Here is a 24,094-nt window from a genome sequence, read left to right as displayed (position 1 = left end):
GCCGTGCGACGGTTCGTTCGATGCCGACGCCCTCTCAGGCCGACTGGGCGTCCCTGTCGCCAGATTGGTCTGAAGGCCGCTCGTCGGCGGGTTGGGGGATCGCCGTCGCAATCGCACGCAGCAACCCCAAGGCGCTGACGGGCTTGCCCAGAACCTCGGCGGCGCCGGCGAGACGGGCCTCGATGATTTCCGGGCGAGAGACATTGGCGCTGATGACGATGATCGGCGGCGGGTTCGCGTGTTCCGCCCGAATGGCGCGCATGGCGGTCAGGCCGTCCATGACCGGCATCTGGATATCCATCAGGATGAGGTCGAACCTTGCCGCTCGGGCCGCCTCGACCGCCTGCAGGCCGTCCCCGGCGAGGACGACCTCCGCGTCCAGGCCGGACAGGATGGCGGTCAGCACCGCCAGATTGGCGGGATGGTCGTCGACGGCCAGAACGCGAAGCGCCGAGGGCGGGGCCTCAGGGGCACGTACGTCGGCGATCGACGCCTCGGCGGATGCGGCGGGCAGGCGAAGGCTGATGCGGCTTCCCCGTCCAGGCACGCTCTCGGCGCTCAACGCTCCGTCTAGCCGGGCCGCCAAACCCTGGGCGAGCGCGAGTCCCAGCCCCATCCCGCCATGGCGTCTTGTGCGGGAGGCGTCTCTCTGATGGAACGGTTGAAGCAGAGTGGAGAATTCGGCGGCGTCGAATCCGCTTCCGGTGTCCGCGACGGTGAACACGAGGGTTGCACCGTCATGGCGCGCCTCGAGCGAGACTTCGCCGGCTTGCGTGAACTTAAGGCCGTTCGCCACGAGCTGGACGAGGATGCGCTTCAGGGCGTCCTCGTCGGTGAGGACGACGACGTCCACATCGGCTGGTCCGTTCAAGACAAGATTTCGGCCGTCCGCGAGGTCCGCGCAGTCCGCCAGCACATCGTCGCAGAGTTTGCGAACCGAGACGGGAGCGATCTGGGTGGCGAAGTCGCCGTTTTCCAGCTGAGAGAAATCCAGAAGCGTCGTCAGGCTCCGGGCGAGATCGGCGCCGGCCCGCGCGACGCCGTCGAGATGGTCCCTGGCTTGAGACGGCAGGTCCAGGCGCTGGATCAGGGCGATCGGGGCCAGGACACCATTCATAGGGGTGCGCAGTTCATGGCTGAGATTGGCGAGGAACCGCGTCTTCGCCCCGTCGGCTGCTGTTGCGGCGTCGCGGGCCTGCACCAGGGCGGTGACGTCGAAATTCATCAAAAGGAGGCCGCCGACCTCGCCCTGAGCGTCTCGCCAGGGGATCACCGCCCATTCGAACCACATGTCCCGATGGACCGACCTCACAGGTCGATCGCTGCTCAAGGACTCTCCGCCCAACCCTCGCGCATAGATGTCCGGCCAGGCCGTATCGGCCGAACCTCGGGGATCAGGGCGCGCGTCGATCCGTTGGCCGACGATCTCGGCGGCGTCGCGGCGATAGAGTTGCTCCCAGGCGTGACTGACCCTTGTGACGACCAAATCTTGGTCGGTCATCACCAGGGGCACAGGCGAATGCCGGACGAAGGCCGCAATGACCGCCGCGGCGGCCTCGCGCTCCGCTTCGGCGCGTCGCTTGGCCAGTGGGACCTCCGCCTCATAGGCGCGTCTTACCGGAGCGCGGGAGATCGAGAGCGCGATGCGCGGCGGGGCGCCGGCCTCGCCGGCCAGCTGTGCGGCATTGACCATCACGGGCAATCGGGAGCCGTCGGCTGCGACGACATCCAGCGCCAGCTCCTCAATGCGACCCCCCAAGGCCAACTCCTGACGAAAGCGGGTCTGGACGAGGATGCGGCTGGCAGGTGTCAGATGATCGAGCAGGCGTCGCCCGTCGGTCTCTGCCCGCCCTGGTGAGAGTCCGAGAATGGCCGACAGATAGTCGTTGACCCACAGAAGTCGGCCCTCAATTGTCATCAATCCCAATCCGCAGGGGGCCTGGCGGACCAGATCGAGCAGCGCAGCCGGGTCCTCCAAGGCCACGGTCAGGCGACCTGACGACCGCGGGGTCTATCCAGGTGGCGCGCGAGGGCGGCGAGGGTGATGTCCGGCGCGGTCATATGCGGAGAATGCCCTTCCGTCGGCAAGACGACCCGCTCGCAGTCAGGGATATTGGCCTGCATCCACGCGCCGACGAAAGAGGGCGCGAGGGCGTCGTCCAGACTGTCCAGAAGCAGGGTGGGGACGGGCACGGCGGCGTAGGCGGCGCGGTGATCGGAAAGGAAGGTCGCGCGGGCGAAGGCCCGCGCCGCTGCGGGATCAAGCCGGCAGACGCTCGCCGCCCAATCGGCCTGCGCCCCTGGCGCCTGTAGTCCTGCGACCGACGGCGCCATCTGGGCGGACCAGTCGATCATGTTCTTGCTCATGAGGTCCAGCAGGTCCTCGACATCCGCCAGGGCGAACCCGCCGCGATAATCGTCCGTATCGATATAGCAGGGCGAGCCGCACACGAGGACGAGTGAGGCGAACAGGTCGGGTCGCTGGTTCGCCGCGATCACGCCGATGGTCGCACTCACCGAATGACCGACGAAGATCACCGGGCCCAGGCCGACGGCGTCGATGACCTCCACGAGATCTGCGGCGTAACCCTCAAGCCGTCCATGCCGCCCAGGATCGAAGGCGGCGCTGTCCGAGTTCCCGGAGCCGACGTGATCGAACAGGACGACGCGGGCCGAGCCGGCGAAGGGCGAAGCGACGGCGCGCCACATGGTCTGGTCACAGCCGAAGCCATGGGCGAAAACCAGGACGGGTCCTGCGTCGCCCGTCACGACGACATTGTTGCGGTGGAGGATAGTCATGATCCGCCACTGTACGCGCGCGAGGTTAAGCGACCGTGGAGAGGATCGATAAGGCGAAACCATATAAGCCCTGGCTTTGCGGCGGGGTGACCCCGACGGACAAGGACGTCGCGCTTCGCGGCGTGGGTTCGGTTCGGCGAGACGTCCTGCGTCAGCTCCCGGTGACCGCGGGACAGATCGAGACCCTTCGACGCTTCTGCAGGACATGAACGAGGCCATGGTTCAATCGGAGTGTCCCCGACCGCCATCCGCCTCTGCAGGAACGGGCTGCGTCAAGCGCCGTCCTCGTGCGGATGAGGGGGCGGGTGAAGTCAGTCGGCAGCGGACGGGTGCGGTCGAGCCGACCGGGGGCGGCGCCGTTGAGATCGACGGCTTCGAGATCGAAGCTGTTTTTGGGGAGCGAATTCGTTGCTGACACGCTGAACCGGCGCACCGGATTGCGGTGGGTCAGGAGACAGCGATGAGCATCAAAGGTCAGATCAAGGAAGCCGCCGGCTTCGTGAAGGAAGAGATGAATGAGCACGGCGACAGCGCCGAAGCTCAGCGCAAAGCGCAAGAAGGCCGCGATCTGCGCAACGAGGGCCGCGTCGAGGACGGCAAGTCGCCCAAGACGACCGAGCCGGGCGACGGCCACCCGGAAAAATAAGCTCACACACCGCCCGCTGACCCTCAGCGGGCGGTCTTGCTTAGGCCTTCAGACGCGCCCCTTCATGCCCTCAGACTCTCGTTCCACACTCGTTTTCCTGCATTCTTTAGGGTCCAGTCGTCACGAATGGGATGGCGTGTCCGAGCGCCTGAAGGCGCGTTTCGACACGATCGCACTCGATCTCCCAGGCTTTGGCGATCGCGGCGACCAGGACGGCGAGGGCATCCCGACGGTCCTCGACGATCTTTGCCGACGCCTTGTCGACCTTGATCTGACGCGCTGGGTCCTTGTCGGCCACAGCATGGGCGGCAAATTCGCGACCTTGATCGCCGCCCGAGCGCGCGACGGCGCAGCGGGTCTGAGCGGCCTCCTCGGCCTCGTGCTGGTTGCAGGATCGCCTCCGTCGCCGGAACCCATGGATGAAGACCGGCGCGCCGACATGCTCACCTGGTTCGACGATCCGACGAAGACCTCAGACACGGCGCGGCGGTTCATTGAGGACAATACCGCCGACGGCCTGCCGGAGGCGGCGGGTCGACAGGCGGTCGCTGATTTCAGACGGACATCACCGGAGGCTTGGCGCGGGTGGCTCGCCGAAGGGTCGCGTGAGGACTGGTCGGCCCAGGCTGGGGTGCTCGCTTTGCCTGGCTTGATCATCGCCGGCGCGGAAGACGCAGACCTCGGGGAGGCGGCGCAGCGAAGGTGGAACGCGCCCCATTTTCGCGCCGCCGACGTCGTGGTCGTCCCGCACGCTGCGCATCTTATCCCTCAAGAGCAGCCAGATCGTCTGGCTGATCTTATCGGCGCTTTCGCCACGACCGTCGGCGCGGCCGCCTTGCCGCCGCCGGCTTGTTGAATGCACACGAACAGGAGATTTTCTATGGACCTTGGGATCAAGGGGCGGATCGCCCTCATTTCCGGCGCCGATTCCGGCATGGGCAAGGAGACCGCGCGGCTTCTGCTGGAGGCCGGCGTCCGCGTGGCGCTGACCGACAAGCCGGATGGCGCATTGGACGAGGCCGTCAGGGACCTCTCTCCCTTGGGAGAGTGCATCGGCGTCACCGGCGATGTCACCAAGACCGAAGAGGTCTTGCGCATTTGGGCGGAGGTCCGCGACCGCCTCGGCGATCCCGACATCTACGTCAACGCCGCCGGCGTGACGGGGGCGACGGGAGACTTTCTCGAAGTGGACGACGCCGGTTGGCTGGAGACGCTCGACATCAACCTGATGGGCGCCGTGCGGATGTGCCGGCAGGCCATCCCGGCGATGCGCCGCGCAGGGTGGGGACGCATTGTCCTCTTCGCCTCCGAAGACGCGGTTCAGCCCTATGTCGACGAACTGGCCTATTGCGCCTCCAAGGCCGGCATCCTCAGCCTCGCCAAGGGCCTGTCCAAGGCGTACGGCGGCGACAATGTCCTGGTGAACACCGTCTCGCCGGCCTTCATCGCCACGCCGATGACCGACGCCATGATGAAGAAGCGCGCGGAAGAACGGGGCGAAACCTTCGAGGCGGCGATCAAGAGCTTCCTGAAGGAAGAGCGTCCCGGAATGACCCTGGATCGCCGCGGCAAGCCTGAAGAGGTCGCGGCCGCTGTCGCCTTTTTGTGTTCGGAGCGGGCCAGCTTCATCAACGGCGCGGGCCTCCGGGTCGACTCAGGGTCGGTCGCCACCATCGCCGGCTGATCAGGCGAAGAAGAAAAAGATCGGCGGCGGGACTGTCCCGCCGCCGATTTTTTGATCAGGCGACGCCCATCCCGCCTGTGACGCCAAAGACTTCGCCGGTGATGTAGCTGCCTTCCTGGGACGCCAGCAGGACATAGACCGGGGCGATCTCGACGGGCTGGCCCGGCCGGCCCAGCGGCACCTGTTCGCCGAATTTCATCACAGCCTCCTGCGGCTGGCCGCCCGATGACTGCAGCGGCGTCCAGAAAGGACCCGGCGCGACGACGTTGGCGCGGATGCCCTTCTCGATCAGCTGCTTGGCCAGGGCCTTGGTGTAGGCGACGATCCCGGCCTTGGTGGTGGCGTAGTCCAGCAGGATGGCGGAAGGTTCATAGGCCTGGATGGAGGCTGTGGTGATGACTGAGGCGCCTGCCGGAAGGTGCGGCACCGCCGCCTGGGCGATCCAGTGCATGGCGTACAGATTGGTCTTCAAGGTCTTGTCGAAATCCTCGGACGTGACCTGGGAGATGTCCTCGCGATACTGTTGGCGCCCGGCGTTGATGACCAGAATGTCCAGTCCGCCGAGTTCCGACACGGCCTGTTCGACCATCTGTCGGCACCAGCCTTCGTCGGTGATGTCGCCGGGGAGATCAATGGCCTTGCGGCCCTCGGCCTCGATCAGGGCGATGACTTCGGCGGCGTCCTGGCGCTCGGACGGCAGATAGGAGAGGGCCACATCGGCGCCCTCACGCGCATAGGCGATCGCCGCCGCGCGGCCGATGCCGCTGTCGGCGCCGGTGATCAGGGCCTTGCGGCCCCTGAGCTTTCCAGCGCCCCGATAGCTCTCCTCGCCGTGGTCGGGTTTAGGATCCATGGCCCGGGCCTCGCCCGGAAGGGGCTGCGGCTGGCGAGGGAAGGGCGGCTTCGGATATTGCTCGCGCGGATCCTGCAGCGTCAGGCGGTCAGTCATGGGAGGTCTCCGTTTCGGGGGTGGGGGAAGAGGTCTGCGCCTTGCCGACGGCGGTCAGCGCGGTCAGGTGGGCGAGGTGGCTTAGGCCCTGAGGCATGTTGCCAAGGTAGGCCCCGGTATTCGGGTCGATCATTTCCGTGAGCATGCCCCAACGGCCGCCCAAGGCTTCGCGCAGGCCGTCCATGCGGGCGCGGGCCTTGTCCGGTTCGCCCAGCGTCGCCCAGGCCTCGGCGATCCAGAAGGAGCAGGCGACGAAACAGCCTTCCTCGGACTCCATGCCGGTGTAGCGATAGTGGAAGACGCCGGCGCCCAGGCGTCGATCGAGCGCCTCAAGGGTGGATCGCAGCCGGTCCGCGCCGTCGAACCGGAACCGCACGGCCAGGGCCACGGCGGCGTCCAGCTTGTCGCTGCCCGGATACATGACGAAGGCCTGGAGGGGTTCCGACCAGCAGTTGTCCTCGACCCAGGCGAAGATACGGTCTCGCTCCCTGGACCAGCGGTCCCGGCAGGTCGTCGGCAGTTGTCCGGCGTCGGCCAGCTCGACCGCACGGGCCAGAGCCTGCCAGCAGCTGATCTTGGACATGGTGTAGTGCTGCTCGTCCTCCAGCTCCCACATGCCGGCGTCGGGCTGACGCCAAGCGTCCGCGCATTGATCCGCCAGTTCAGAAAGCTGCTGGGCGCTGGCGCTGTCGAGGATGTTGCCGCAGCCGACGAAACGCGACGCTGTTTCGAAGATGTCGCCGAAGACGCCATGCTGGGCCTGATCCGCGGCCCGGTTGCCGGTGACGACAGGACGCGAGCCTTTGTAGCCCGGCATGTCCCAATGGGTTTCCGTCGGCACGATCTCGCAGTCCAGACTGTAGCAGACCCTGGCGCCGTGACGCTTCAGCTGCATCAGCAGCCAGCTGAAGGCGGCTTTGGCCTCCGCCTGGGCTCCGGCCGCCAAAAAAGCTTCGATTGTATAGCCGGCATCGCGCAGCCAGGCGTAGCGGTAGTCCCAGTTCTTTTCGCCGCCCAGACGCTCGGGCAGGGAGGTGGTGGCCGCGGCGGCGATGGCGCCGGACGGAGAGTAGAGCAGAAGCTTCAAGGCCAAGGCGCTGCGGATGAAGTCGTCGCGATAGAGGCCGGGACAGTCCAGTCGCGCCGCCCAGTCCCGCCATTCCTGATCCGACAGATCGATCCGGGCGTCGATCTCCGCGATGCACGGCGCGACCAGCGGCTCGTCTCGACCCGCGACGATGGCTACGGTGCGACGCTCGCCTGCGCTCACCGCGATCGTTCCGACGATGCCTTCGTCGGACCATTCACACGCGATGCGGGGATCATGAATGAACAGGCCAAGGACGCGCTCGACATGGAAGACGGTGTGGTCGCCGATCTTGGAATGATACGGGTTGGCGGTGTCGCCCCGGCGTCCCGGACGCATCTCCAGGGCGAAGGCCACCTGTCCGTCGAGGCCCTCGATCCGGCGGGCGAGTTCGCACCAGGGCAGTCGCCCGGCGGTTCCGCTGTTGAGACTCTCGGTCAGTCGGGCGCGACCCGTGGCTGTGGTGAATTCGGTTTCGAGCACATTGCTGTCGGGGCGGTAGCGGCGCGTGGCCGTGAACGGCCCTATCGGCGAGATCGAGAACCGCCCGCCGTCGGCGTCAAGGAGGCGGTCGAAAAGCGGCGGCGCGTCGATCGCGGGCACGCACCACCAGTCGATGCTCCCGTCCAGCGCGGACAGGGCCACCGTTCGGCCTTCGCCCAGAACCCCATAGTCTTCGAGCGCAGCGTATCCATCGGGGCGGAGCGCGTCCGAGGAACGGCCGGGGTGGGGCGTAAAGGCCGTCGTGATCATCGTTTGGCGGATCCGATCGCGAAGCCTGTGGCCACGGCGAGGCTCGCCGCCGCGCCGCAGGCCGCCCACTTGAGGCCAGCGACCTGGCGACTGGAGACGAAACCGATCCAGGGTTTCACCACCCGCGCCGTGTCCGGCCCGTCAATCGCGGCTGGCCCCTCCTCCGGGAGGTCAAGATTGCCCTGGCGGGGGAGTTGAGGGTCGCCCTGCTGCGCTGCGATCATGCCCGCCGCCTTTTGGTCGGCCAACGCCGGCGTCAGGGTCTGGGCCAGGCCCATCAGCCAAGTGGACCGTCCGACGAAGATTTTGCGGCTGGGCCTCCGGACGGCCGACCACACGGCCTCCGCGCAGAGACGGGGATCGAACAAGGGATCAGGGATGACTTGCGCTCTATCGGTGCGATTACGCGACCACAGGGGCTGGGGCGTATTGACGGCGGGGAGGTAGACGGTCGTCAGAGTAACCTTCGAAGCGGCGGCGATGAGTTCGGCGCGAAGCGCCTCGGTGAAGCCGTCAACGGCCGCCTTGGCGCCGCAGTAGGCGGCCTGCAAGGGCGCCGGTCGGAGCGCGAGGCCCGAAGATATCTGGATGATCGCGCCCCGATCCACAGGACGCATGGCGTTGAGCGCTGCTCGCGTGCCGTAGACTTGCGACAGATAGGTGGTTTCCGTGACGCGACGATAGTCGGCGTCGGTCAGGTCCTCGTCGCGGCCGATCACCGTCGACATCGCATTGTTCACCCACACGTCAATTCCACCGAACGCTTCGGTGACCTCGTGACCCACCCGTGCAACGAACTCAGGATCCGAAACGTCGCCCGCCAAGCCTATGGCGCGGCCGCCCGAACGTGTCAGCAAACTCACGGCGCTGACGAGACGCTCGGCCTGTCTGGCGACGGCCACGACTTGCCAGCCGGCCTTGGCGAAGCGCTCCGCGACGGCCAATCCGACGCCGGCGCTAGCACCGGTAATGACGATGACGGACATGGCGATCCTACGGACATTTAGTGTGGAACGGTGATTGCGGCGCCCGCCGGATGAGGCAGGGCTGGGACAACGGAGCGCTGGTGGGAAGGTTGCGGCGAGAGGCAGACCGATCGGGGAATCGGGGCGAGGCGGCGTCGCGGTCACGAAGGCCGCAGACTGCGATCTGACCTTGGCTCTCTTCCCGAGACGTCAGAAGGACGCCAGCCTCTGCGGCGCGGTCAGCAGGTCACGCCGCGCGTTCAGCGGGTGCGCCGCAGATGACGATCCCGGTGCGACTTTCGCCTGACGGTCATCGGCGCGACGTGACTGACGAGCACCGACCCGGACGCCGAAGGCGGGCTTTGCGAGCCGCGGATCCTAGAACGGCGAGACAGGCTCAAATGGACAAGGCGAGTCGTCCATTGTCGAGCGTGGCGTGGATCGCATCTCTGCCGACCGCGACAGGCTCTCTTTTGGGTAGCTCGACGACAAGGCGGCGTCGGCTGGGCGGTCCCGAGACACGCCCCTCCGTGAGGTTGGAACCTCGACGTCGGCCTGGCGCTCTACCGGAGCAGGCGAAGACCTGACGGGAGTGGGAGAGCGCCATGGCTGGCGGTTGGACGCGGGATGGGGCGGTTCTCGATCAGATCGAGGACACGGTGCTCGACGGCGTTCTCAATGCGCGGGCCCGCATCCCGATCGGAGAAGGCACGCGGTACTGCGTCGAATGCGGTGAGGAGATTCCCGAGGCCCGACGCAAGGCGATGCCCGGCGCGACGACCTGCGTCCACTGTCAGTCCGGTCGCGACGGCCGCATCGCGCACTCGGCGATCAATCGCCGGGGGAGCAAGGACAGCCAGTTGCGATAGATCGGGCGCCCCGGCCTGGAGACGGGTGCGACCGGCGGGGTGATCCGCACCGATCGCGATCGGCCAGCGGGCCGTCGGAGCGGGGGAGCGCTGAACCGGGTGGAGGAGAAAGGAAGGCTAGCGGAGGGCGCTCCGTGGTGGAGCGGCAAAGGACACCGCCATGACCGTCAAGCCCGATCCAGCCTCCGATCGTTGTCTCCGCGACGTCGCGGGCAAGCCCCCCTCGATCTCGATTCCTGACTGCGAAACCCTGGACGACCACAGCCTGCTTGCGCTGATTCTGGACCGGTCCCACGGTGATCCGGATCAGTTGGCGGGCGACCTGCTCGCGCGCTTCAGCAGCGTGGCCGCCGTGGCGGCGGCGGACTCGTCGGAGTTGACGCGGCGGTTCCTGATGGGGCCCGCCGCCTTGTCAGACCTGAAGGTTCTGCGTGAACTGGCCGTGCGTCTTGTCCGGGTCGAGGCCTGCCGTCGCCCGGTCATCACTTCCTGGAGCGCGCTCCAGGCCTATGTGCGGGCGGCCATGGCGCATCTGCCGAGGGAGCAGTTCGGTCTCTTCGTCGTGGATCGCGTGTTCGACCGGGCCGAGCTGCGTCTCGGAGACCGCCGGCCTCAGGTGGTCGTGCTGCGCCGGCTGCCGGGAGCGCCGACATGAGCGATACGAACCCGCAGTCCTCGCCCGAACCGTCTGTTCACGACAAGGAGCTTCCGCCGGGCCTGTCCGCGCGCGCGCCTCGACCCAGGGCCGTGCGGCTGCGCGGCTCCGTGGTCAGGCTGGTGATGGTCGGCGGCGTGGTGCTCGTGTCCGGCGCCCTGGCCTGGGCCTTTGTCGTCCAGCCGGAACTGCGCGTCGCGGCGCAGGACCAGGCAGGCGAAGACCAGCGTGACGAGGCGCGCCGAAACGTCCGGCCTGCGGATGCGGTCGCTGACCAGCCCGCCTCCTATGATCGACTGCCGCCTCCGCGCACGGCCCAGACCCAGGGCGCGACTGCGTCGGCTGAAACGCCCCCGCCTGAGGCTGCGCCGAGGGCCGTGCGTTATGACGCGCGGCCGGCCGCCTCGGCGCCGAGCCCCCGGGCGCTCGCCGCCCAGTCCAGCCTCTTCTTCGCCGAACCGGCGGGCGGGGGCGTGAGCGGACGATCGGCTGCGGCCTCGCCCGAGCCGGCGACCGCCGCGTCAGGCCGCCGGGAGGGGGCCGGCGTCAGCGCCGCCTACAATCCCCACCGGCTGACGGCGCCGGTCTCCCCTTACGAGCTCAAGGCGGGAGCCATGGTGCCGGCTGTGCTGCTCACCGCGATCGACACCGCGCGGCCTGGCCCCGTCGTCGCGACGGTGACGCAGAATGTCTTCGACACGATCTCGGGACGATATCTCCTCCTGCCCCAGGGGACGCGTCTGGTCGGCGCGACGGAAGGCGAGAGCCGGTACGGCGACCGTCGGGCCTTCATCGCCTGGGAAAGGATCATCCTGCCCAATGGCAAGAGCCTGTTGCTGGAGGACGAGGCGGGCGTCGACGCCCAGGGCGCCGTCGGGGTCCGCGGACGGGTCGATCGCAGGCTCTTCCCCCTGGCGCTCGGGACCTTGATCGGCGGGGCGATCACCGCGCTCGGGCAGGCGGCGCGGGACGGCGATCGCGGCGGCGGCCTGCTGGGCGACGCCGGAGATGCGGCGGCGATCGAGGGCGCCCAGATCGGCGGCAGGCTCGTGGACCGCGAGCTCAGCGTCCGCCCGAGCATCCGGCTGGGCGCGGGGGCTCCTGTGCGGGTGATGATCACCCGCGATCTGGTTCTGGAGCCGTACCAGCCATGAGCGCGCTATTCGCTTTTCTGAGGGCTTGGGCGGCGCCGTCGGCCTGGGTCGGCCTGGTCTCCAGCCTGGGCCTTGCCGCCCATCACCCGACGGACGTCGCCCTGATCAACGAGAGTCCCAGTCTGCCGCGCGGCCTCTACGTGCGGGATTTTCGCGGACAACCGTCGCCGGGCGCGATCGTCGCCATGCCTCAGCCGGATGTGGCGCGCGCCTATCTCGGCGATCGGGGCATGCCCGCGACCGTCCTGCTCATCAAGCGGGTGGCCGCGCGCGAAGGGGATCGCGTCTGTCGGACGGCCGGTCGGGTCGTCACGCCGGAAAGGACCGTGGTCGCAAGCCTTGTAGACCGCAACGGCGCGGCCTTGCCGCAGTGGCGGGGCTGTCGTGTGCTGGAGAGCGGCGAACTCTTTCTGTTGGGGGACACGGCGGAGAGCTTCGACAGCCGGTATTTCGGGCCGGTCCACCGACGGCGCGTGACCGGCGTGTATCGGGAGGCGGTGCTGTGGTGAGGCGGGCCATCGGTGCGGCTTTCGTCCTGTCGTTCGTCAGCCTGGTCTCGGGCGTTGGCGCGGCGCGGGCCCAGGCCGTCGACTGGTCCGCCGCCGGCGGCGGCCTGTTCGGCGTCGCGCCGGACGACGCGGACGCTGTCGCCGGACTGGAAGGACATGGCGACAGGGTCCCCGTGCTCAGCCAGCCGTATCAGGCGGCTGTCGAGGCGGCGGCCCGGCGTCATGGCCTGGATGAAAAGCTCCTCCACGCGGTCGTCATTGTGGAAAGCGCCTATCGGCCCGAGGCCTGCTCGGTCGCCGGCGCCTGCGGCCTGACCCAGCTGATGCCGGGGACGGCCGCCGACCTTCAGGTCCGGGATCGTTTTGCGCCGGAGGAAAACCTGCGCGGCGGCGCCGCCTATCTGGCCCAGCAGCTGGTCCGATTCGGCGACGTGCGGCTGGCCCTGGCCGCCTACAACGCCGGTCCATCCCGTGTCGCGCGGGTCGGACGGATCCCCGCCATCGCCGAGACCCGCCAGTACGTCGCGAACGTTCTGGACTGCTATCTCGCCCTGGCGGCGGGACGCAGGGTGTTCACCGTCCGGCAATGCCGCGCTCAGGGCGGCGCATTATGACGACGGAATCCCCTGGCTCGACCCTGGAGGAGGGCCCGCTCCTGACGCGCGCCGAGGCCTCCGCCTTCCTGGCGCAGCGCGGCATCAGGCTCAAGCCGGCCACGCTGGCGCGGCTATGGTCAACCCGGTCCGACGGCCCGCCGTGCCGCCACGTCCGGTCCAAACCGCTGTATCCCCGCAATCTGCTCGAAGCCTGGGCGACGAGCCAGGTGTCCGAGCTTCGCACCGGCGCCCCGGCCGCAGCGCAGGGCCGTCGCCGTGGCTGACCGACGGCCGGACCGATCCGACGTCCCGGACCTCTTCGCCGGCATCCCGGAGGCGGCGAGGGGGCGCATCGTCACAGGGGTGATCCTGGAGCGCTTAGAGGCGCCGACGCCGGTTCGGCCTTCAAGAGGGCGGACGACCGCGATCCGCTCACACAACTGGGGCCTTGAGCCCGGCGGTCCGGAGGACCGGCTTCTGCCCTGGCCCGAGGTGCGCAAACTCGTCGGCTTCAGTCGGACGACGGCGTGGCGCATGCAGCGGGCAGGACTGTTTCCGGGGCCTGTCCCGGTGTCCCCGGGACGGGTCGGATGGTGGGAGAGCGAGCTGAACGCCTGGAAACAGGAGAGGCGATCCGCCGAACCGGTGACCGTCCGGCCGCCTGGCGACGGACGGCGTTTCAGCCCGCCGAGCGCGCCGCGATTGCCGGGCATGCCGAGATCGACGCGGGCGCTGCCGGCCGCCCCGCCGCCGATGCGGTCGGTTTCGCCGCCGCTTCCGCCGCCCGCCGCCCCGGCGCCGATCCCTCGACGTCGGTCGCGGGGTCCGGATCCTGCCCAGACGGACTTCGGCTTCTAGCGGGCTTCGTCACCTCGGTTCCGGGACGTGCTCGACGATCGGTCCCAGGGCGAGGGCGGGCAGGAACTGCAGGCCGCTTTTCGATCGCGACCGCGATCATCAGCGCATTCATCCCGGGTCGCTGACCCAGCTCCCCTTCGTCCATGGGATATCCCAAAGCGGGTTCACTAGGCCAGTCGGCGACAGCGCCCGAGACGGTCTAGGTCCGCGCCGCCAGATCGCGATACGGCTCGCCTCGCTCGCCCGCCTCCGCGCGGGGCAAGACCCTGGAGACAACGCCCGCGCTCACCGCGACCTTGATGTCGCGAATACGGATCCCGTCGACGATGGTCTTGGGTTTCGCGACCGGCATGTCCGCCAGTCCATCGACCCATGCGTCGGATCGGACCTCGATCAGACCGGGTCGCCTATTGGCGTCGTCGCCGGCTGCGGCCTGCATTGCGTCCAGGGCGTCATTCAGTTCGTCAGGCCGTCATACGGTCAGCCTTTAGGCCGAGTCGTTCAGAGCGTCGCCAGCGCGCCGTCTGGAAGGGCGCGCTGCAGCGCGCTGGCCTCCGACCAGGGCGCCGTCATCCAGGCCTCGATCTCGTCTCGCTCCGTCAGGATCACCGGCATGGCTTTGGGGTGGATCGATTTTACCGGCTCGCTGGGATCGGTCGTGAGGAAGGCGAACAGGTCGGCTTGCTCCCAGCCGGTCTTGATCTTCCGCACGCCCTCCCAGGCCGGGAGGTGGATGCCGGCGAAGAAGGCTAGAGGGTCAGCGTCGTCGCCCGCCAGCTTGAACCACGCCGGCTGGTACTTGCCGGCGGCGTCGCGGCCGGGTTCGCTGAAGGCGGTGAACGGGACGAGGCAGCGGTGCGACGGCTCCAGCCATCGCTTCCAGTGAGCGGAGCTGGTGTTGCGGACGTTGGTCGTGCCGCTGTCCGGCTCCTTGTTCAGCAGATCCTGGAAGTCGAATTCCGTCGCCTTGGCCCGCAGTCTGTCGGCCCGCTTGGTCGCGGCCTCATAGATCGCCTTCGATGACGACGGCATTCCCCAGCGGGACAGGGCCAGTTCGCGAACGCCATCGCCGGCTGTCCTGACGATCGGGGCGGGGTAGTCGGGATAGACGTCTCCTGGCGCCAGGTTGCCCACCGTCGAGCGCATGGCCTTGGCCATGTCCATGATGGCCTGGGGGCCGGAGCGCTGGCGATAGAGGTTGCACATGGCGCGACGCTCGCACGACAAACCGGGTTTGTGGAGTCAGCTGAAAGCCGACTGTCTTAGAACGGACTGTCCATGTCAGGGGTGGGTGGAAAGCAGACAATGCGGTCCGACCCGTAAGCGGCCGCGACGCGCGGGTTCACACGGTTCCGGTCGGATGCGTCACGCCCGGACGAAGGTGGATACCGTCCGTGGAAGCGCCGCGCCGGTAGATGGCTTCCGCAACGAGCGCGATGGCGACGGACGCGCCCATTGTGGCAAGCACCGCAGTGGCGACCTCATCCCCCCACTTGCGCTCGCCAGGAAGGCCGATCAGGTACGCCAAGCTCACGTTTTTAGCGACATGGGCTCCCATCGAGAATTCGAGTCCTCTTAGTCGGACCACCGGCCAGGCGTAGGCCAAGCCGGAAACGAAGTGTGCAGTCGCCATGGTCCAGTCATCGGAAAGGTGAGCTAGGCTAAAAACGAAGGCTGATGTTGCCGACAAGAATAGGCATCGCAGCGCTGTGCCGGTTCTGAAAAGCAACAGCCAGCGTCGAAAGACGATCTCCTCCAGCGGCGCGGCCAGAAGATATACCAGCAGTGTCGTAAGACCAAAGACTAGGCCCCCTGCGACGTTTGCGGAAACTAAGCCGTACGTACGATCCATTCCGATGGTCGCGATGAGGGCCGCACTCTGGATGGCGAACATGACAGCGAAACCCAAGGTCGCTAAGCGCCAGCGGAATGCGTTGGTTGTCGTGAGTATGGAGAGGAGGCGGGTTCTGAAGATGAGCCGGAGAGGAATGAAGACGCCGAGGCACGTAGCCAGAAGCATCACACCCGTCCACAGAGTGCCCACTAACCGGGTCAGATCCGCTCCCGAGGCCCCGGCTCCGACAAGCGCGCCGGAGGTCGTCGCAACCCACGGCTCTATGACGTCCAACGCCGCTACGCTACCAAAGAGCAGCGTCGTAGTCAGCGCGATTGCCGCGATAACGAATGCACTGATTTTAGCGATGGACATTCGGTCTGACTCGAAGAAGTGGCCACCCGACCGTAGGGAACCCCCGACTTGGACGGCAAGGTGATTGATATTGGGGGCAAATGTATCGAGAGCTTTCGCGCTGTAGGACCTTCCGAAAGTCCGCAAGGGGTCGAGAGCCGCCGAAGGCGTCGCACCGAAAAGCGGACGTTGGCAAGCTCGGAGGTTAAGGCTGAACGTCGTGTATCCGCCGCTCAGCAAATGACCCTTGCTGGCGGGTTGCTGGCCCTCATGTGCAGGCGGGGAAAGGTTGTATCAAAGCGGTATTCGGCGAAAAGGTGAGAACCCAGGTCCGCCTGAAGGCCTCATCTGGGTCAAGGTAACGATCTCAGTCGTGTGTGCGCCGGATCCATGAGCGCCAGAAGGGCGAAGCTGGCCAGCCAGTGCTCGCCCATATAGTCGCCGGTGACGTGGGGGAGGGCGACGTCGAGGTGTCGCTGGGCGGCAGCCGTAGCGACGGCTTTCAGCGGCTCGGATTCGTGGAGGGCCGCCGCGATCGCGCGCCAGCACCAGCCGCGGCTCAGGTTCAAACCGTCGAGATGGGCGATCTTGCCGTCGGTGCGGTCGCTGACGCGGGCCGGCGAAAGCAGGGTCGCCGGTTCGCCTTCGGCGAGGCGCGGCAGGAAGGCGTCGAACCAGGCGCGGTACTCAGCGGCCGGCATGACCCGTCGCATCAGTTCCGCCTCCATCAGGGCCGGCGACAGAAACTCGTCCTGCGACGGTTCCCAGGCCTGGCAGTCGCGGTCGTTCGCGTGCCACCTCAAAGCGGCGTCGCGGCAGGCCGCCGCCAGATCGGCGTCATGGGCGTCGGCGTAGTCCAGCGTCAGCCGCAGGGCGAAGGCGGTGTTGTAGTGGGTCCCGACCCGCACCGGATAATCCGCCAGCGGCAGGAAGGCCTTGAACCGTTCGGCGATGACCTGGGCCAGGGGACGCAGGCTCTCGAACCAGCGGCGGCCTTCATCCGTGTCATGGCGACCCAGTTCGGCGCTCAGCATCAGCAACCAGGCCCAGCCGTAGGGACGTTCGAACCCACGGGCTTCCGGTCGGTCCAGATAGGCCGCTTCGCCCGCCACATTGGCTGGTGTGAACAGGGCGTCGGCCGTGGCGCGAACCTGGTCGGCCTCGGCCATGTCGGGATGCAGGCGATAGAGGGTGAACAGGGTCCACCAGCCGTGAACGCACGAATGCCAGTCGAAACTGCCGAAGAAGATCGGATGCATGTCACGCGGGGTGCGGGCGTCCTGCGGCCCGGTCAGCACATGCATGATGTGGTTCGGATACTCCCGCGTCACATGGCCCAGGGCGGTGGCGGCGAACCGGGCGGCGAGGGCGGCGTCTAGGTTTTGCGTCATGTCAGAACCGGAAGGCGAGGAAATACATCAGCAGCATATTGGCGATGAGCATGATGGCGGCGGTCGGCAGCTGGGCGCGGATGACGCCGTTGAGCGGCGCATTGCGGTCGGGCAGTTCCAGCAGGTTGGCGGGCACGACGTTGAAGTTGGCCGCCATGGGCGTCATCAGCGTCCCGCAGAACCCGGCCAGCATGCCGATGGCGCAGACGATGGCGGGATCGCCGCCGAACTGACGCACCACGATGGGCAGGCCGATGGCGGCGGTCATGACCGGGAAGGCGGCGAAGGCGTTGCCCATGATGACGGTGAACAGGGCCATGCCCGCGCAATAGGCGAAGACGGCGAGGAAGGCCGAGGTCATGGGAATGACCTGGGCCACCAGATCGCCCACCACCTGACCGACGTCGGCGGCGAGGAAGACCGCCCCGAGCGAGGCCAGCATCTGCGGCAAAAGCGCCGCCCAGCCGATGGAATCCATCAATCGACGCCCCTCCTGAACCGGAGCCATGACCGGCGGTCGGAACCAGACCATGGCGACGACCAGCGCCACGACGCAGCCCAAACCCAGCGAGATCAGGGTCGTTTGCACCGGCGAGATCAGCCAGGCGCCGGTCGGCGTGTATTTGGCCAGAAGCGTCCCGCCGACGGCCACCAACGGCACCATCAGGGCCGGCACGAACAGGGCGTTGCGCCAGCGTGAGGCGCTGACCTGGCGCTGCTCGCCGGTGGTGGTGACGGGCTTGCCGACGCCCAGCCTGCCCATCGCGCCGATCACGACCAGGGCGATGACCAGCAGGCCGTTGCCGAGGCCGCCCAACCAAGAGCCGAACAGCAGGGAGACGGCGATCAGGCCCCAGAAGAGGGCGCTGCGGAACCGCGTCGGGTTCAAAGGATCGCGCAGGCTGAGGATCGAGAAGGCCGCAAACATCAGGCCTGTCGCCACATAGGCGTGTTCCAGGGTGATCATCGCCCCATCCCCGTCTTGGGCTCCCCGTCCTCGACGACGTCGGGCACGGTCATGTCCCTTCGCACCTGACGGTCGAACATCAGCAGGCGGGCGCCGTGCACCAGCAGGGCGACGACGGCGGTGGGGATGGCCCACAGCGAAACGTGCAGGGCCTCCACCCGTACGCCGGCCTGCTCCAGGAAGCCGACGATCAGGACGATGGAGCCGATGGCGATGAAGATGTCCTCGCCGAAGAACAGGCCGATATTGTCGGTGCCGGCCGCCATGCCGCGGATCCGGAACCGGGCCTTGTTCGTCAGGGGGCCATGTTCGGTCTCGGCCGCGCCCTCGGCCATCGGCGCGATCAGGGGGCGGACCATTTGCGGATGACCGCCCAGCGAGGTCAGGCCCAGGGCCGAGGTCGCCTGGCGCACGATCAGATAGATCAGCAGCAGCCGACCGGCCGTCGCCGCCTTGACCTGGGTCACGAGATCACGCGCCCGTTCCTGAAGTCCGGCGTGTTCCAACAGGCCGATGACCGGCAGGACCAGCCAGGTGATGTGGAAATAGCGGTTGTCGTTGAAGGCCTCGCCGAACCGGCTGATGGTGTCGATCCCCGCCATCAGCAGGGCGCGCGCATCGACGCCCGGTCCGACCGCCGCCAGCACCCCGGTCGTGATCGCCGCGACCAGGATCACCACCAGCGGATTGATTCGGGCGACGAAGCCCACGACCACGATCGCGATCCCGATAAGCACCAGCATGGTTCATCCCCCTCGATACGCAGGATCGCGCGGTTCGAGCGGCTGCGGAAGCCTCATTCGCCGAAGCCGCCGCCGCCCGGGGTCTCAATGACGAAGACGTCGCCGGGCGCCATGCAGACCTCGGCCGTCGAGGCCAGGGGGGCGACCGTCCCGTCCGCGCGTTCGATGCGGTTGATCCCCGCGGCGCCGGGCTTGCCGCCGTCGACCCCGAACGGCGGGACCCGGCGGCGGTTGGAAAGGATGGCGGCGGTCATCGGCTCCAGGAACCGCACCCGTCGCACGGCGCCGTCGCCGCCCGTCCAGCGACCCGCGCCGCCGGAGCCTCGACGGATCGAGAACTCTTCCAGCAGGACAGGGAAGCGGGTTTCCAGCACTTCGGGATCGGTCAGGCGGCTGTTGGTCATATGGGTCTGGACCGCGCTGGTCCCGCCGAAATCAGGCCCGGCGCCAGAGCCTCCCGCGATGGTCTCGTAATACTGACGCGCATCGTCGCCAAAGGTGAAATTGTTCATCGTCCCCTGGCTGGCGGCCAGCACGCCCAGGGCGCCGTACAGGGTGTCCACCACCGCCTGGCTGGTCTCGACATTGCCGGCGACCACGGCCGCCGGATAGCGAGGGTTCAGCATCGACCCCTCCGGCACGATGAGTTCGATCGGCTTCAGGCATCCCTCGTTCAGCGGGATGGCGTCGTCCACCAGGGTGCGGAAGACATAGAGGGCGGCCGCCCGCGTGATCGACAGGGGCGCATTGAAGTTGGTGGGGCGTTGCTCGCTGGTTCCGGTGAAGTCCACGACGGCGCTGCGGGCCTGAGCGTCAACGTCGATGCGGACGTGGATGACGGCGCCGTCGTCCATTTCATAGGCGAAGGCGCCGGGTTTGAGGGCGGCGATGGCGCGGCGCACGGCCTCCTCGGCATTGTCCTGGATATGACCCATATAGGCCGCGACCACCGGGCGGCCGAACTCCGCGGTCATGCGGACCAGTTCGTCGGCGCCGCGCGTGCAGAACGCGATCTGGGCCTTCAGATCGGCCAGGTTCTGATCGATGTTGCGCGACGGATGACGGCCCGAGGCGAACAGGGCCCGGGTTTCGGCCTCGCGCAGCCGCCCGGCGTCCACCAGCAGGAAGTCGTCGATCAGCACCCCCTCGTCGTCCACCGTCCGCGACGAGGCGGGCATGGAGCCGGGCGTGGTTCCGCCTACGTCGGCATGGTGTCCGCGTGCGGCGACGAAGAAGGCCGGCGCGGCGTCATCGTCCAGGAAGACCGGCATGATGACGGTGATGTCGGGCAGGTGGGTGCCGCCGTTGTAGGGGGCGTTCAGCATATAGACGTCCCCCCGATTCATGCCGCCGCCTCCGCGCGAGGCGATCACCGTGCGAATGCTCTCGCCCATCGAGCCCAGGTGGACCGGGATGTGCGGAGCGTTGGCGATCAGGGCGCCGGTCGCGTCGAATATGGCGCAGGAGAAGTCCAGCCGCTCCTTGATGTTCACCGAATAGGCGGTGGCGCGCAGGGCCTCGCCCATCTGTTCGGCGCAGGCCATGAAGCGGCTGTTGAACACTTCCAGCATGATCGGATCGACATCCGTGCCGATGGCCGTTCGAGCGGGAAGGGCGACGACCCGCTCCAGCAGCAGATTGGCCCGGGCGTCCACCGTCGCGCGCCACCCGGGCTCGACGACAGTGGTGCCTGTGTCTTCCAACAGGATGGCCGGGCCGTCGATGGCCAGGCTGGGCGTCAGGGCGTCGCGGCGGTGGACGGGGGTGTGTCGGTCCTCACCGGCCATGCGGACGGTCAGCTCGGCGACGGTCTGCAGTGAACCGCCCACGGTGGTCGGCGTGTGTGCAGACGGCGCCTGGTCCGAATGGCCTATGGCTTCGACCTCCAGCGTCTCGACGACCAGGGCCTTGTCTTCGGCGAAGAAGCCGAAGCGGCGACGGTGCAGAGCCTCGAAGGCCTCCGCCATCGCATCGGCGGGACCGAAGGACACGACCAGGGGCGTGTCGGAGCCGGCGAACTTGATCTCGGCGCGCGCGACCGTGGAGACGGCGTCGGCCGCGAAACCCTGGGCTTTCAGATCGGCGCGCGCGGCCGTCGAAAGCTCGGCGATCCTGTCGGCCAGGGCCGTGTCGCGTGCGGCGGAGAGCGGCGTCGCCTCGGTCGCCTGGCGGATGGCCCGCACCTCGGCCAGGCCCATGCCATAGGCCGACAGGACGCCCGCGAACGGATGCAGCAGCACCCTGGTCATGCCGAGCGCATCGGCGACCAGACAGGCATGCTGCCCGCCCGCGCCGCCGAAACAGTTCAGCACATAGCGCGTCACATCATAGCCGCGCTGGATCGAGATCGAACGAATCGCCTCGGCCATATTCTGGACGGCGATGGTCACGAAGCCTTCGGCCAGTTCGCCCGGCGTCGTCGCGCGCCCCGTCGCGGCCTCTACCTCGACCGCGAGGGCGGCGAATCGGTCCCGCACGGCCTCGGCGTCCAGCGACTGGTCGGCGTTCGGCCCGAAGACCGCCGGAAAAAAGTCGGGGCTCAGCTTGCCCAGCATGACATTGCAGTCGGTCACCGTCAGCGGTCCGCCGCGCCGGTAGGCGGCCGGACCCGGCACGGCCCCGGCCGATTCGGGTCCGACCCTCAGGCGGCCGCCCTCAAACCGGCAGATCGAGCCGCCGCCCGCCGCGACCGTGTGGATGCTCAGCATCGGCGCCCGCAGCCGCACGCCGGCGACCACGGCGTCCGACGTCCGCTCATAGTCGCCGGCGAAATGGGAGACGTCGGTCGAGGTGCCGCCCATGTCGAAGCCGATGGCGCGGTCGAAACCGGCCGCCCTGGCCGTCTCGGCCATGGCCACGACGCCGCCCGCCGGTCCCGACAGGATGGCGTCCTTGCCGCGGAAGGCGTCGGCCGCCGTGAGCCCGCCCGACGACTGCATGAACTGAAGCGGCGTCGCTTCACCCAGGTCGGCCCCGACCCGGTCGACATAAGCCCGCAGGATCGGCGACAGATAGGCGTCGGCCACCGTGGTGTCGCCGCGCCCGATCAGCTTGATCAGCGCCCCGACCTCATGGCTGACCGAAACCTGTTCGAACCCGACCTCGCGCGCGATCTGCGCCAGCCGGACTTCGTGGTCGGTGAAACGCCAGCCGTGTACCAGAACAATGGCGACGGCGCGCAGGCCTGCGGCATGCGCCGCGATCAGATCCGAGCGCGCCTGGTCTTCATTCAGCGGTCGATCGATCGCGCCGTCCGCCCGGACACGTTCTTCGATTTCGATCACGCGATCATACAGTTGATCGTTCAGAATGATGTTGCGCACGAACAGCTCGGGCCGCGCCTGCCAGCCGATACGCAGGGCGTCGCCGAAGCCCTTGGTGATCGCCAGCAGCGTCGGCTCGCCCTTGCGTTCCAGCAGAGCGTTGGTCGCCACAGTCGTGCCCATCCGCACGTCCTCGACCAGGCCGGAAGGTAAGGGGGCCGAACCGACGCCCAGAATGCGGCGGATGCCTTCGACGGCCGCGTCGGCGTACTGTTCCGGATTGACCGACAGGAGCTTGCGGGTCTGCAACGCGCCGTCGGGTGCGCAGGCGACAACGTCAGTAAAAGTGCCGCCGCGGTCGATCCAGAACTTCCAGGGACCCGATGAAGGGGTTCTTGTCATGACAGTCCCATTGAAAGACGTTCAGCGGCTGTCGGCGATCGATTCAAAGCGAATGCCTGCAGGTCTCGAAAGCGCGGTCGTCCTCCAGGGCGCGACCTGTAGCAGGGCCGGTCGCGTGTGGGCACGGGGCGCGGATAGGCTTGCGAAGCAGGCCGACGGGGCAGGCGAGGGTGTCTTTCGTCCGCGGGTGCAGGCTTTTCATCCTGAGATCTGTCAAAGGCCGTCACATGTCGGGTCGTATTGACGGTCGGCGAGCCTAACCGGCCGCCCATCGCGTGAACAGGAAGACGCCCCCGGCGATAACGGCCCAGGCTGCGAGGCCAGCGACGACCAGGGCCACCACCCGCACCTTGCCCGACCACTTCGGTTCAGGCGCGCCCCATAGTGGGCTTCCATTGTCGTGACGCATCGGCATGGCTGGAACCTAAGCACATGCGCGCGCCGTTCGCATCTCCCTCAAGCGCGACATTGGATCTTTGTGTTTTCCTAGGGGCGCTGGCCGAAAGTGCGCGCCACCCCAACATCGAGGCCGTCACGTCCAGCGATGCGGTCGAGGCCCCCATGCAAAACACGTTGTCGAACTTCGCCGATGGCGTCGGCGTAACAGGTCGCGCCGGATCGATCGAGCAGGCCTGAGGCCGTCAGGTTCGCCTGTATTGAGCGCCAGTGTCGCGGTTGACCTGCTCCATGACGTAGGCGGAAACGCTTTCCTGACGTCTTGGCTTGTTGTTGGCGGCCGCCCAACGCTTGAAATCTTTGACCCGCACGGTGACGGGCTCAGGGGTCAGGCCCAACTCTCTATATTCTGGGAGCTCGGCCTGGGTGCGAGTCAGCCACTCCCTGTATGTCGGGAGGAAGTTCGGATCGATCTTCAACCATTCCTGCCAGTCGCTCTCGACGTACCAGATCACGAGCGCCTTCTGCATGGGGACCTCGAAGTATGCGCTTCCGTCAAGCATCGGTCGTGATGGGCCGGGGCGTTTGCGGAACCGCCGGCCCTTAGCTCCCCGCTAGAGCGAGCCGTCAGAACGGCTCAGCTTTGACGTTATCGTTTGCATCCGTTGCGCGCAATCCCACAATCTGACGGCTGCTTTCCGCCACCCATAGCGGGCTGATAAACCGCGCCAGCGGATTGACCAGGCCATCAGGGCCGATGGGTGCGAGGAGTCCCTCGCCACGGAAATCGCCCGCCGCGAAATCAAGAAAGTTCGAGACGGGCAAGGTCCATGCACGTGCCTGCGCTTCGCTTATCGGCCTCATCACCGGCCGCGTTCTGAAGCGTTCGCCAGATTGTCAGGTGTCGCTGGCGGCGCGCGAGTGGGCAAAATGAACACAGGTGAAACGTCCCGGAACACCCTCCCAATCGGTCGCCGGATAGGCGGGTGTATAGGCGGGTGTCGGCGTAACGGGCCGATTTCTTCAACAAAATCAACGGGAGTGGCGGAAGCGGTGGGATTCGAACCCACGGACGGCTCTCACCGTCGCTGGTTTTCAAGACCAGTGCCTTAAACCACTCGGCCACACTTCCTTGCCGTCGGAGCGGAGGCGGACGCCATAGCAGGCGAACGGGTCATTAACCAAAGCGGAAATGTCTTCGATCATCCTGTTTCTCGTAT

At 67.4% G+C, this 24,094-nt stretch carries 26 protein-coding genes and 1 tRNA gene; 11 read left to right on the top strand and 16 right to left on the bottom strand.

The annotated features are described in order from the left end of the window. Positions 1-34 precede the first annotated feature (34 nt). Together ACP69V_RS07935 and ACP69V_RS07930 are read right to left on the bottom strand one after the other, a co-directional pair. Positions 35-1,918 carry a response regulator gene (locus ACP69V_RS07935; protein ID WP_426023373.1) on the bottom strand — a complete coding sequence of 628 codons (1,884 nt, stop codon included), beginning with the start codon at positions 1,916-1,918 and terminating at the stop codon, positions 35-37. 68 nt (positions 1,919-1,986) lie between these two features. Next, entirely contained in the window at positions 1,987-2,799 is an 813-nt protein-coding gene (locus tag ACP69V_RS07930) for an alpha/beta fold hydrolase (protein ID WP_426023372.1), read from the bottom strand. Between the two features lie 460 nt (positions 2,800-3,259). On the opposite strand from ACP69V_RS07930, the gene ACP69V_RS07925 reads away from it, so the two are divergent. The 3 genes from ACP69V_RS07925 to ACP69V_RS07915 all read left to right on the top strand — a co-directional run bounded on the left by ACP69V_RS07925 (position 3,260) and on the right by ACP69V_RS07915 (position 5,129). Continuing rightward, entirely contained in the window at positions 3,260-3,445 is a 186-nt protein-coding gene (locus tag ACP69V_RS07925) for a hypothetical protein (RefSeq protein WP_426023371.1), read from the top strand. A gap of 64 nt (positions 3,446-3,509) precedes the next feature. Continuing rightward, positions 3,510-4,301 (top strand): alpha/beta fold hydrolase, encoded by a 792-nt coding sequence (locus tag ACP69V_RS07920; protein WP_426023370.1) that lies wholly within the window; start codon positions 3,510-3,512, stop codon positions 4,299-4,301. 24 nt (positions 4,302-4,325) lie between these two features. Continuing rightward, the gene (locus ACP69V_RS07915) at positions 4,326-5,129 is read left to right on the top strand and encodes an SDR family NAD(P)-dependent oxidoreductase (RefSeq protein WP_426023369.1); all 804 of its coding nucleotides are present in this window, start codon (positions 4,326-4,328) and stop codon (positions 5,127-5,129) included. Between the two features lie 55 nt (positions 5,130-5,184). Here ACP69V_RS07915 and ACP69V_RS07910 read toward each other — a convergent pair whose 3' ends face one another. Genes ACP69V_RS07910 through ACP69V_RS07900 form a run of 3 tightly spaced genes read right to left on the bottom strand, consistent with a single transcriptional unit; the run spans position 5,185 to position 8,904 of the window. Continuing rightward, positions 5,185-6,078, bottom strand: a complete 894-nt coding sequence (locus ACP69V_RS07910) for an SDR family oxidoreductase (RefSeq protein ID WP_426023368.1) — start codon at positions 6,076-6,078, stop codon at positions 5,185-5,187. Then, complete coding sequence (locus ACP69V_RS07905) at positions 6,071-7,918, bottom strand: glycoside hydrolase family 15 protein (protein WP_426023367.1); 1,848 nt, start codon at positions 7,916-7,918, stop codon at positions 6,071-6,073. Before ACP69V_RS07905 ends, ACP69V_RS07910 begins: the two co-directional genes overlap by 8 nt. After that, positions 7,915-8,904: an SDR family oxidoreductase gene (locus ACP69V_RS07900; RefSeq protein ID WP_426023366.1), complete on the bottom strand. Its 990-nt coding sequence runs from the start codon at positions 8,902-8,904 to the stop codon at positions 7,915-7,917. Before ACP69V_RS07900 ends, ACP69V_RS07905 begins: the two co-directional genes overlap by 4 nt. Before the next feature lie 584 nt (positions 8,905-9,488). On the opposite strand from ACP69V_RS07900, the gene ACP69V_RS07895 reads away from it, so the two are divergent. From ACP69V_RS07895 to ACP69V_RS07865, 7 genes are all read left to right on the top strand, one after another. After that, a complete protein-coding gene (locus ACP69V_RS07895; protein WP_426023365.1) occupies positions 9,489-9,752 on the top strand; it encodes a DksA/TraR family C4-type zinc finger protein in 264 nt (87 codons plus the stop codon). A 160-nt stretch (positions 9,753-9,912) separates the two neighbouring features. Then, positions 9,913-10,407, top strand: a complete 495-nt coding sequence (locus tag ACP69V_RS07890) for a hypothetical protein (RefSeq protein WP_426023364.1) — start codon at positions 9,913-9,915, stop codon at positions 10,405-10,407. Next, on the top strand, positions 10,404-11,561 hold the full coding sequence (locus ACP69V_RS07885; protein ID WP_426023363.1) for a TrbI/VirB10 family protein: 1,158 nt from the start codon (positions 10,404-10,406) through the stop codon (positions 11,559-11,561). The genes ACP69V_RS07890 and ACP69V_RS07885 overlap by 4 nt, the downstream gene beginning before the upstream one ends. Then, positions 11,558-12,070: a S26 family signal peptidase gene (locus ACP69V_RS07880; RefSeq protein WP_426023362.1), complete on the top strand. Its 513-nt coding sequence runs from the start codon at positions 11,558-11,560 to the stop codon at positions 12,068-12,070. The genes ACP69V_RS07885 and ACP69V_RS07880 overlap by 4 nt, the downstream gene beginning before the upstream one ends. Next, positions 12,067-12,684, top strand: coding sequence for a lytic transglycosylase domain-containing protein (locus tag ACP69V_RS07875; RefSeq protein ID WP_426023361.1), 618 nt, complete (start codon positions 12,067-12,069; stop codon positions 12,682-12,684). The genes ACP69V_RS07880 and ACP69V_RS07875 overlap by 4 nt, the downstream gene beginning before the upstream one ends. Further along, positions 12,681-12,950 carry a hypothetical protein gene (locus ACP69V_RS07870; protein WP_426023360.1) on the top strand — a complete coding sequence of 90 codons (270 nt, stop codon included), beginning with the start codon at positions 12,681-12,683 and terminating at the stop codon, positions 12,948-12,950. Before ACP69V_RS07875 ends, ACP69V_RS07870 begins: the two co-directional genes overlap by 4 nt. Next, a complete protein-coding gene (locus tag ACP69V_RS07865; RefSeq protein WP_426023359.1) occupies positions 12,943-13,524 on the top strand; it encodes a helix-turn-helix transcriptional regulator in 582 nt (193 codons plus the stop codon). Before ACP69V_RS07870 ends, ACP69V_RS07865 begins: the two co-directional genes overlap by 8 nt. Positions 13,525-13,723: 199 nt before the next feature. On the opposite strand, the gene ACP69V_RS07860 is transcribed toward ACP69V_RS07865, so the two are convergent. From ACP69V_RS07860 to ACP69V_RS07825, 8 genes are all read right to left on the bottom strand, one after another. Continuing rightward, positions 13,724-13,963 carry a hypothetical protein gene (locus ACP69V_RS07860; protein WP_426023358.1) on the bottom strand — a complete coding sequence of 80 codons (240 nt, stop codon included), beginning with the start codon at positions 13,961-13,963 and terminating at the stop codon, positions 13,724-13,726. A gap of 62 nt (positions 13,964-14,025) precedes the next feature. Further along, positions 14,026-14,730, bottom strand: coding sequence for an SOS response-associated peptidase (locus tag ACP69V_RS07855; RefSeq protein WP_426023357.1), 705 nt, complete (start codon positions 14,728-14,730; stop codon positions 14,026-14,028). Positions 14,731-14,866: 136 nt separating this feature from the next. Beyond that, the gene (locus ACP69V_RS07850) at positions 14,867-15,733 is read right to left on the bottom strand and encodes a CPBP family intramembrane glutamic endopeptidase (protein ID WP_426023356.1); all 867 of its coding nucleotides are present in this window, start codon (positions 15,731-15,733) and stop codon (positions 14,867-14,869) included. A gap of 332 nt (positions 15,734-16,065) precedes the next feature. Further along, positions 16,066-17,103, bottom strand: coding sequence for a DUF2891 domain-containing protein (locus ACP69V_RS07845; RefSeq protein ID WP_426023355.1), 1,038 nt, complete (start codon positions 17,101-17,103; stop codon positions 16,066-16,068). A 1-nt stretch (position 17,104) separates the two neighbouring features. After that, positions 17,105-18,070, bottom strand: coding sequence for a DUF979 domain-containing protein (locus ACP69V_RS07840; RefSeq protein WP_426023354.1), 966 nt, complete (start codon positions 18,068-18,070; stop codon positions 17,105-17,107). Continuing rightward, positions 18,067-18,813 (bottom strand): DUF969 domain-containing protein, encoded by a 747-nt coding sequence (locus ACP69V_RS07835; protein ID WP_426023353.1) that lies wholly within the window; start codon positions 18,811-18,813, stop codon positions 18,067-18,069. The genes ACP69V_RS07840 and ACP69V_RS07835 overlap by 4 nt, the downstream gene beginning before the upstream one ends. Positions 18,814-18,866: 53 nt before the next feature. Next, complete coding sequence (locus ACP69V_RS07830) at positions 18,867-22,478, bottom strand: hydantoinase B/oxoprolinase family protein (protein ID WP_426023352.1); 3,612 nt, start codon at positions 22,476-22,478, stop codon at positions 18,867-18,869. Between the two features lie 256 nt (positions 22,479-22,734). Next, the gene (locus tag ACP69V_RS07825; protein ID WP_426023351.1) at positions 22,735-22,893 is read right to left on the bottom strand and encodes a hypothetical protein; all 159 of its coding nucleotides are present in this window, start codon (positions 22,891-22,893) and stop codon (positions 22,735-22,737) included. A gap of 17 nt (positions 22,894-22,910) precedes the next feature. Between ACP69V_RS07825 and ACP69V_RS07820 the strand changes: the two genes are divergently transcribed. Beyond that, on the top strand, positions 22,911-23,114 hold the full coding sequence (locus ACP69V_RS07820; protein ID WP_426023350.1) for a hypothetical protein: 204 nt from the start codon (positions 22,911-22,913) through the stop codon (positions 23,112-23,114). A 5-nt stretch (positions 23,115-23,119) separates the two neighbouring features. Here ACP69V_RS07820 and ACP69V_RS07815 read toward each other — a convergent pair whose 3' ends face one another. The 3 genes from ACP69V_RS07815 to ACP69V_RS07805 form a co-directional block, all read right to left on the bottom strand. After that, positions 23,120-23,404 (bottom strand): hypothetical protein, encoded by a 285-nt coding sequence (locus ACP69V_RS07815; protein WP_426023349.1) that lies wholly within the window; start codon positions 23,402-23,404, stop codon positions 23,120-23,122. A gap of 97 nt (positions 23,405-23,501) precedes the next feature. Continuing rightward, the gene (locus ACP69V_RS07810; protein WP_426023348.1) at positions 23,502-23,699 is read right to left on the bottom strand and encodes a hypothetical protein; all 198 of its coding nucleotides are present in this window, start codon (positions 23,697-23,699) and stop codon (positions 23,502-23,504) included. Positions 23,700-23,916: 217 nt separating this feature from the next. Continuing rightward, a tRNA-Ser gene (locus ACP69V_RS07805) sits at positions 23,917-24,006 on the bottom strand. Between the last annotated feature and the right edge of the window lie 88 nt (positions 24,007-24,094).

Origin of the sequence: Brevundimonas sp. PWP3-1b1 (assembly GCF_049896065.1) — a bacterium.
GTDB classification, from domain to species: domain Bacteria; phylum Pseudomonadota; class Alphaproteobacteria; order Caulobacterales; family Caulobacteraceae; genus Brevundimonas; species Brevundimonas intermedia_B.
The sequence above is the reverse complement of the archived record's forward strand: the minus strand, read 5'-3'. Positions and strand labels throughout refer to the sequence as shown.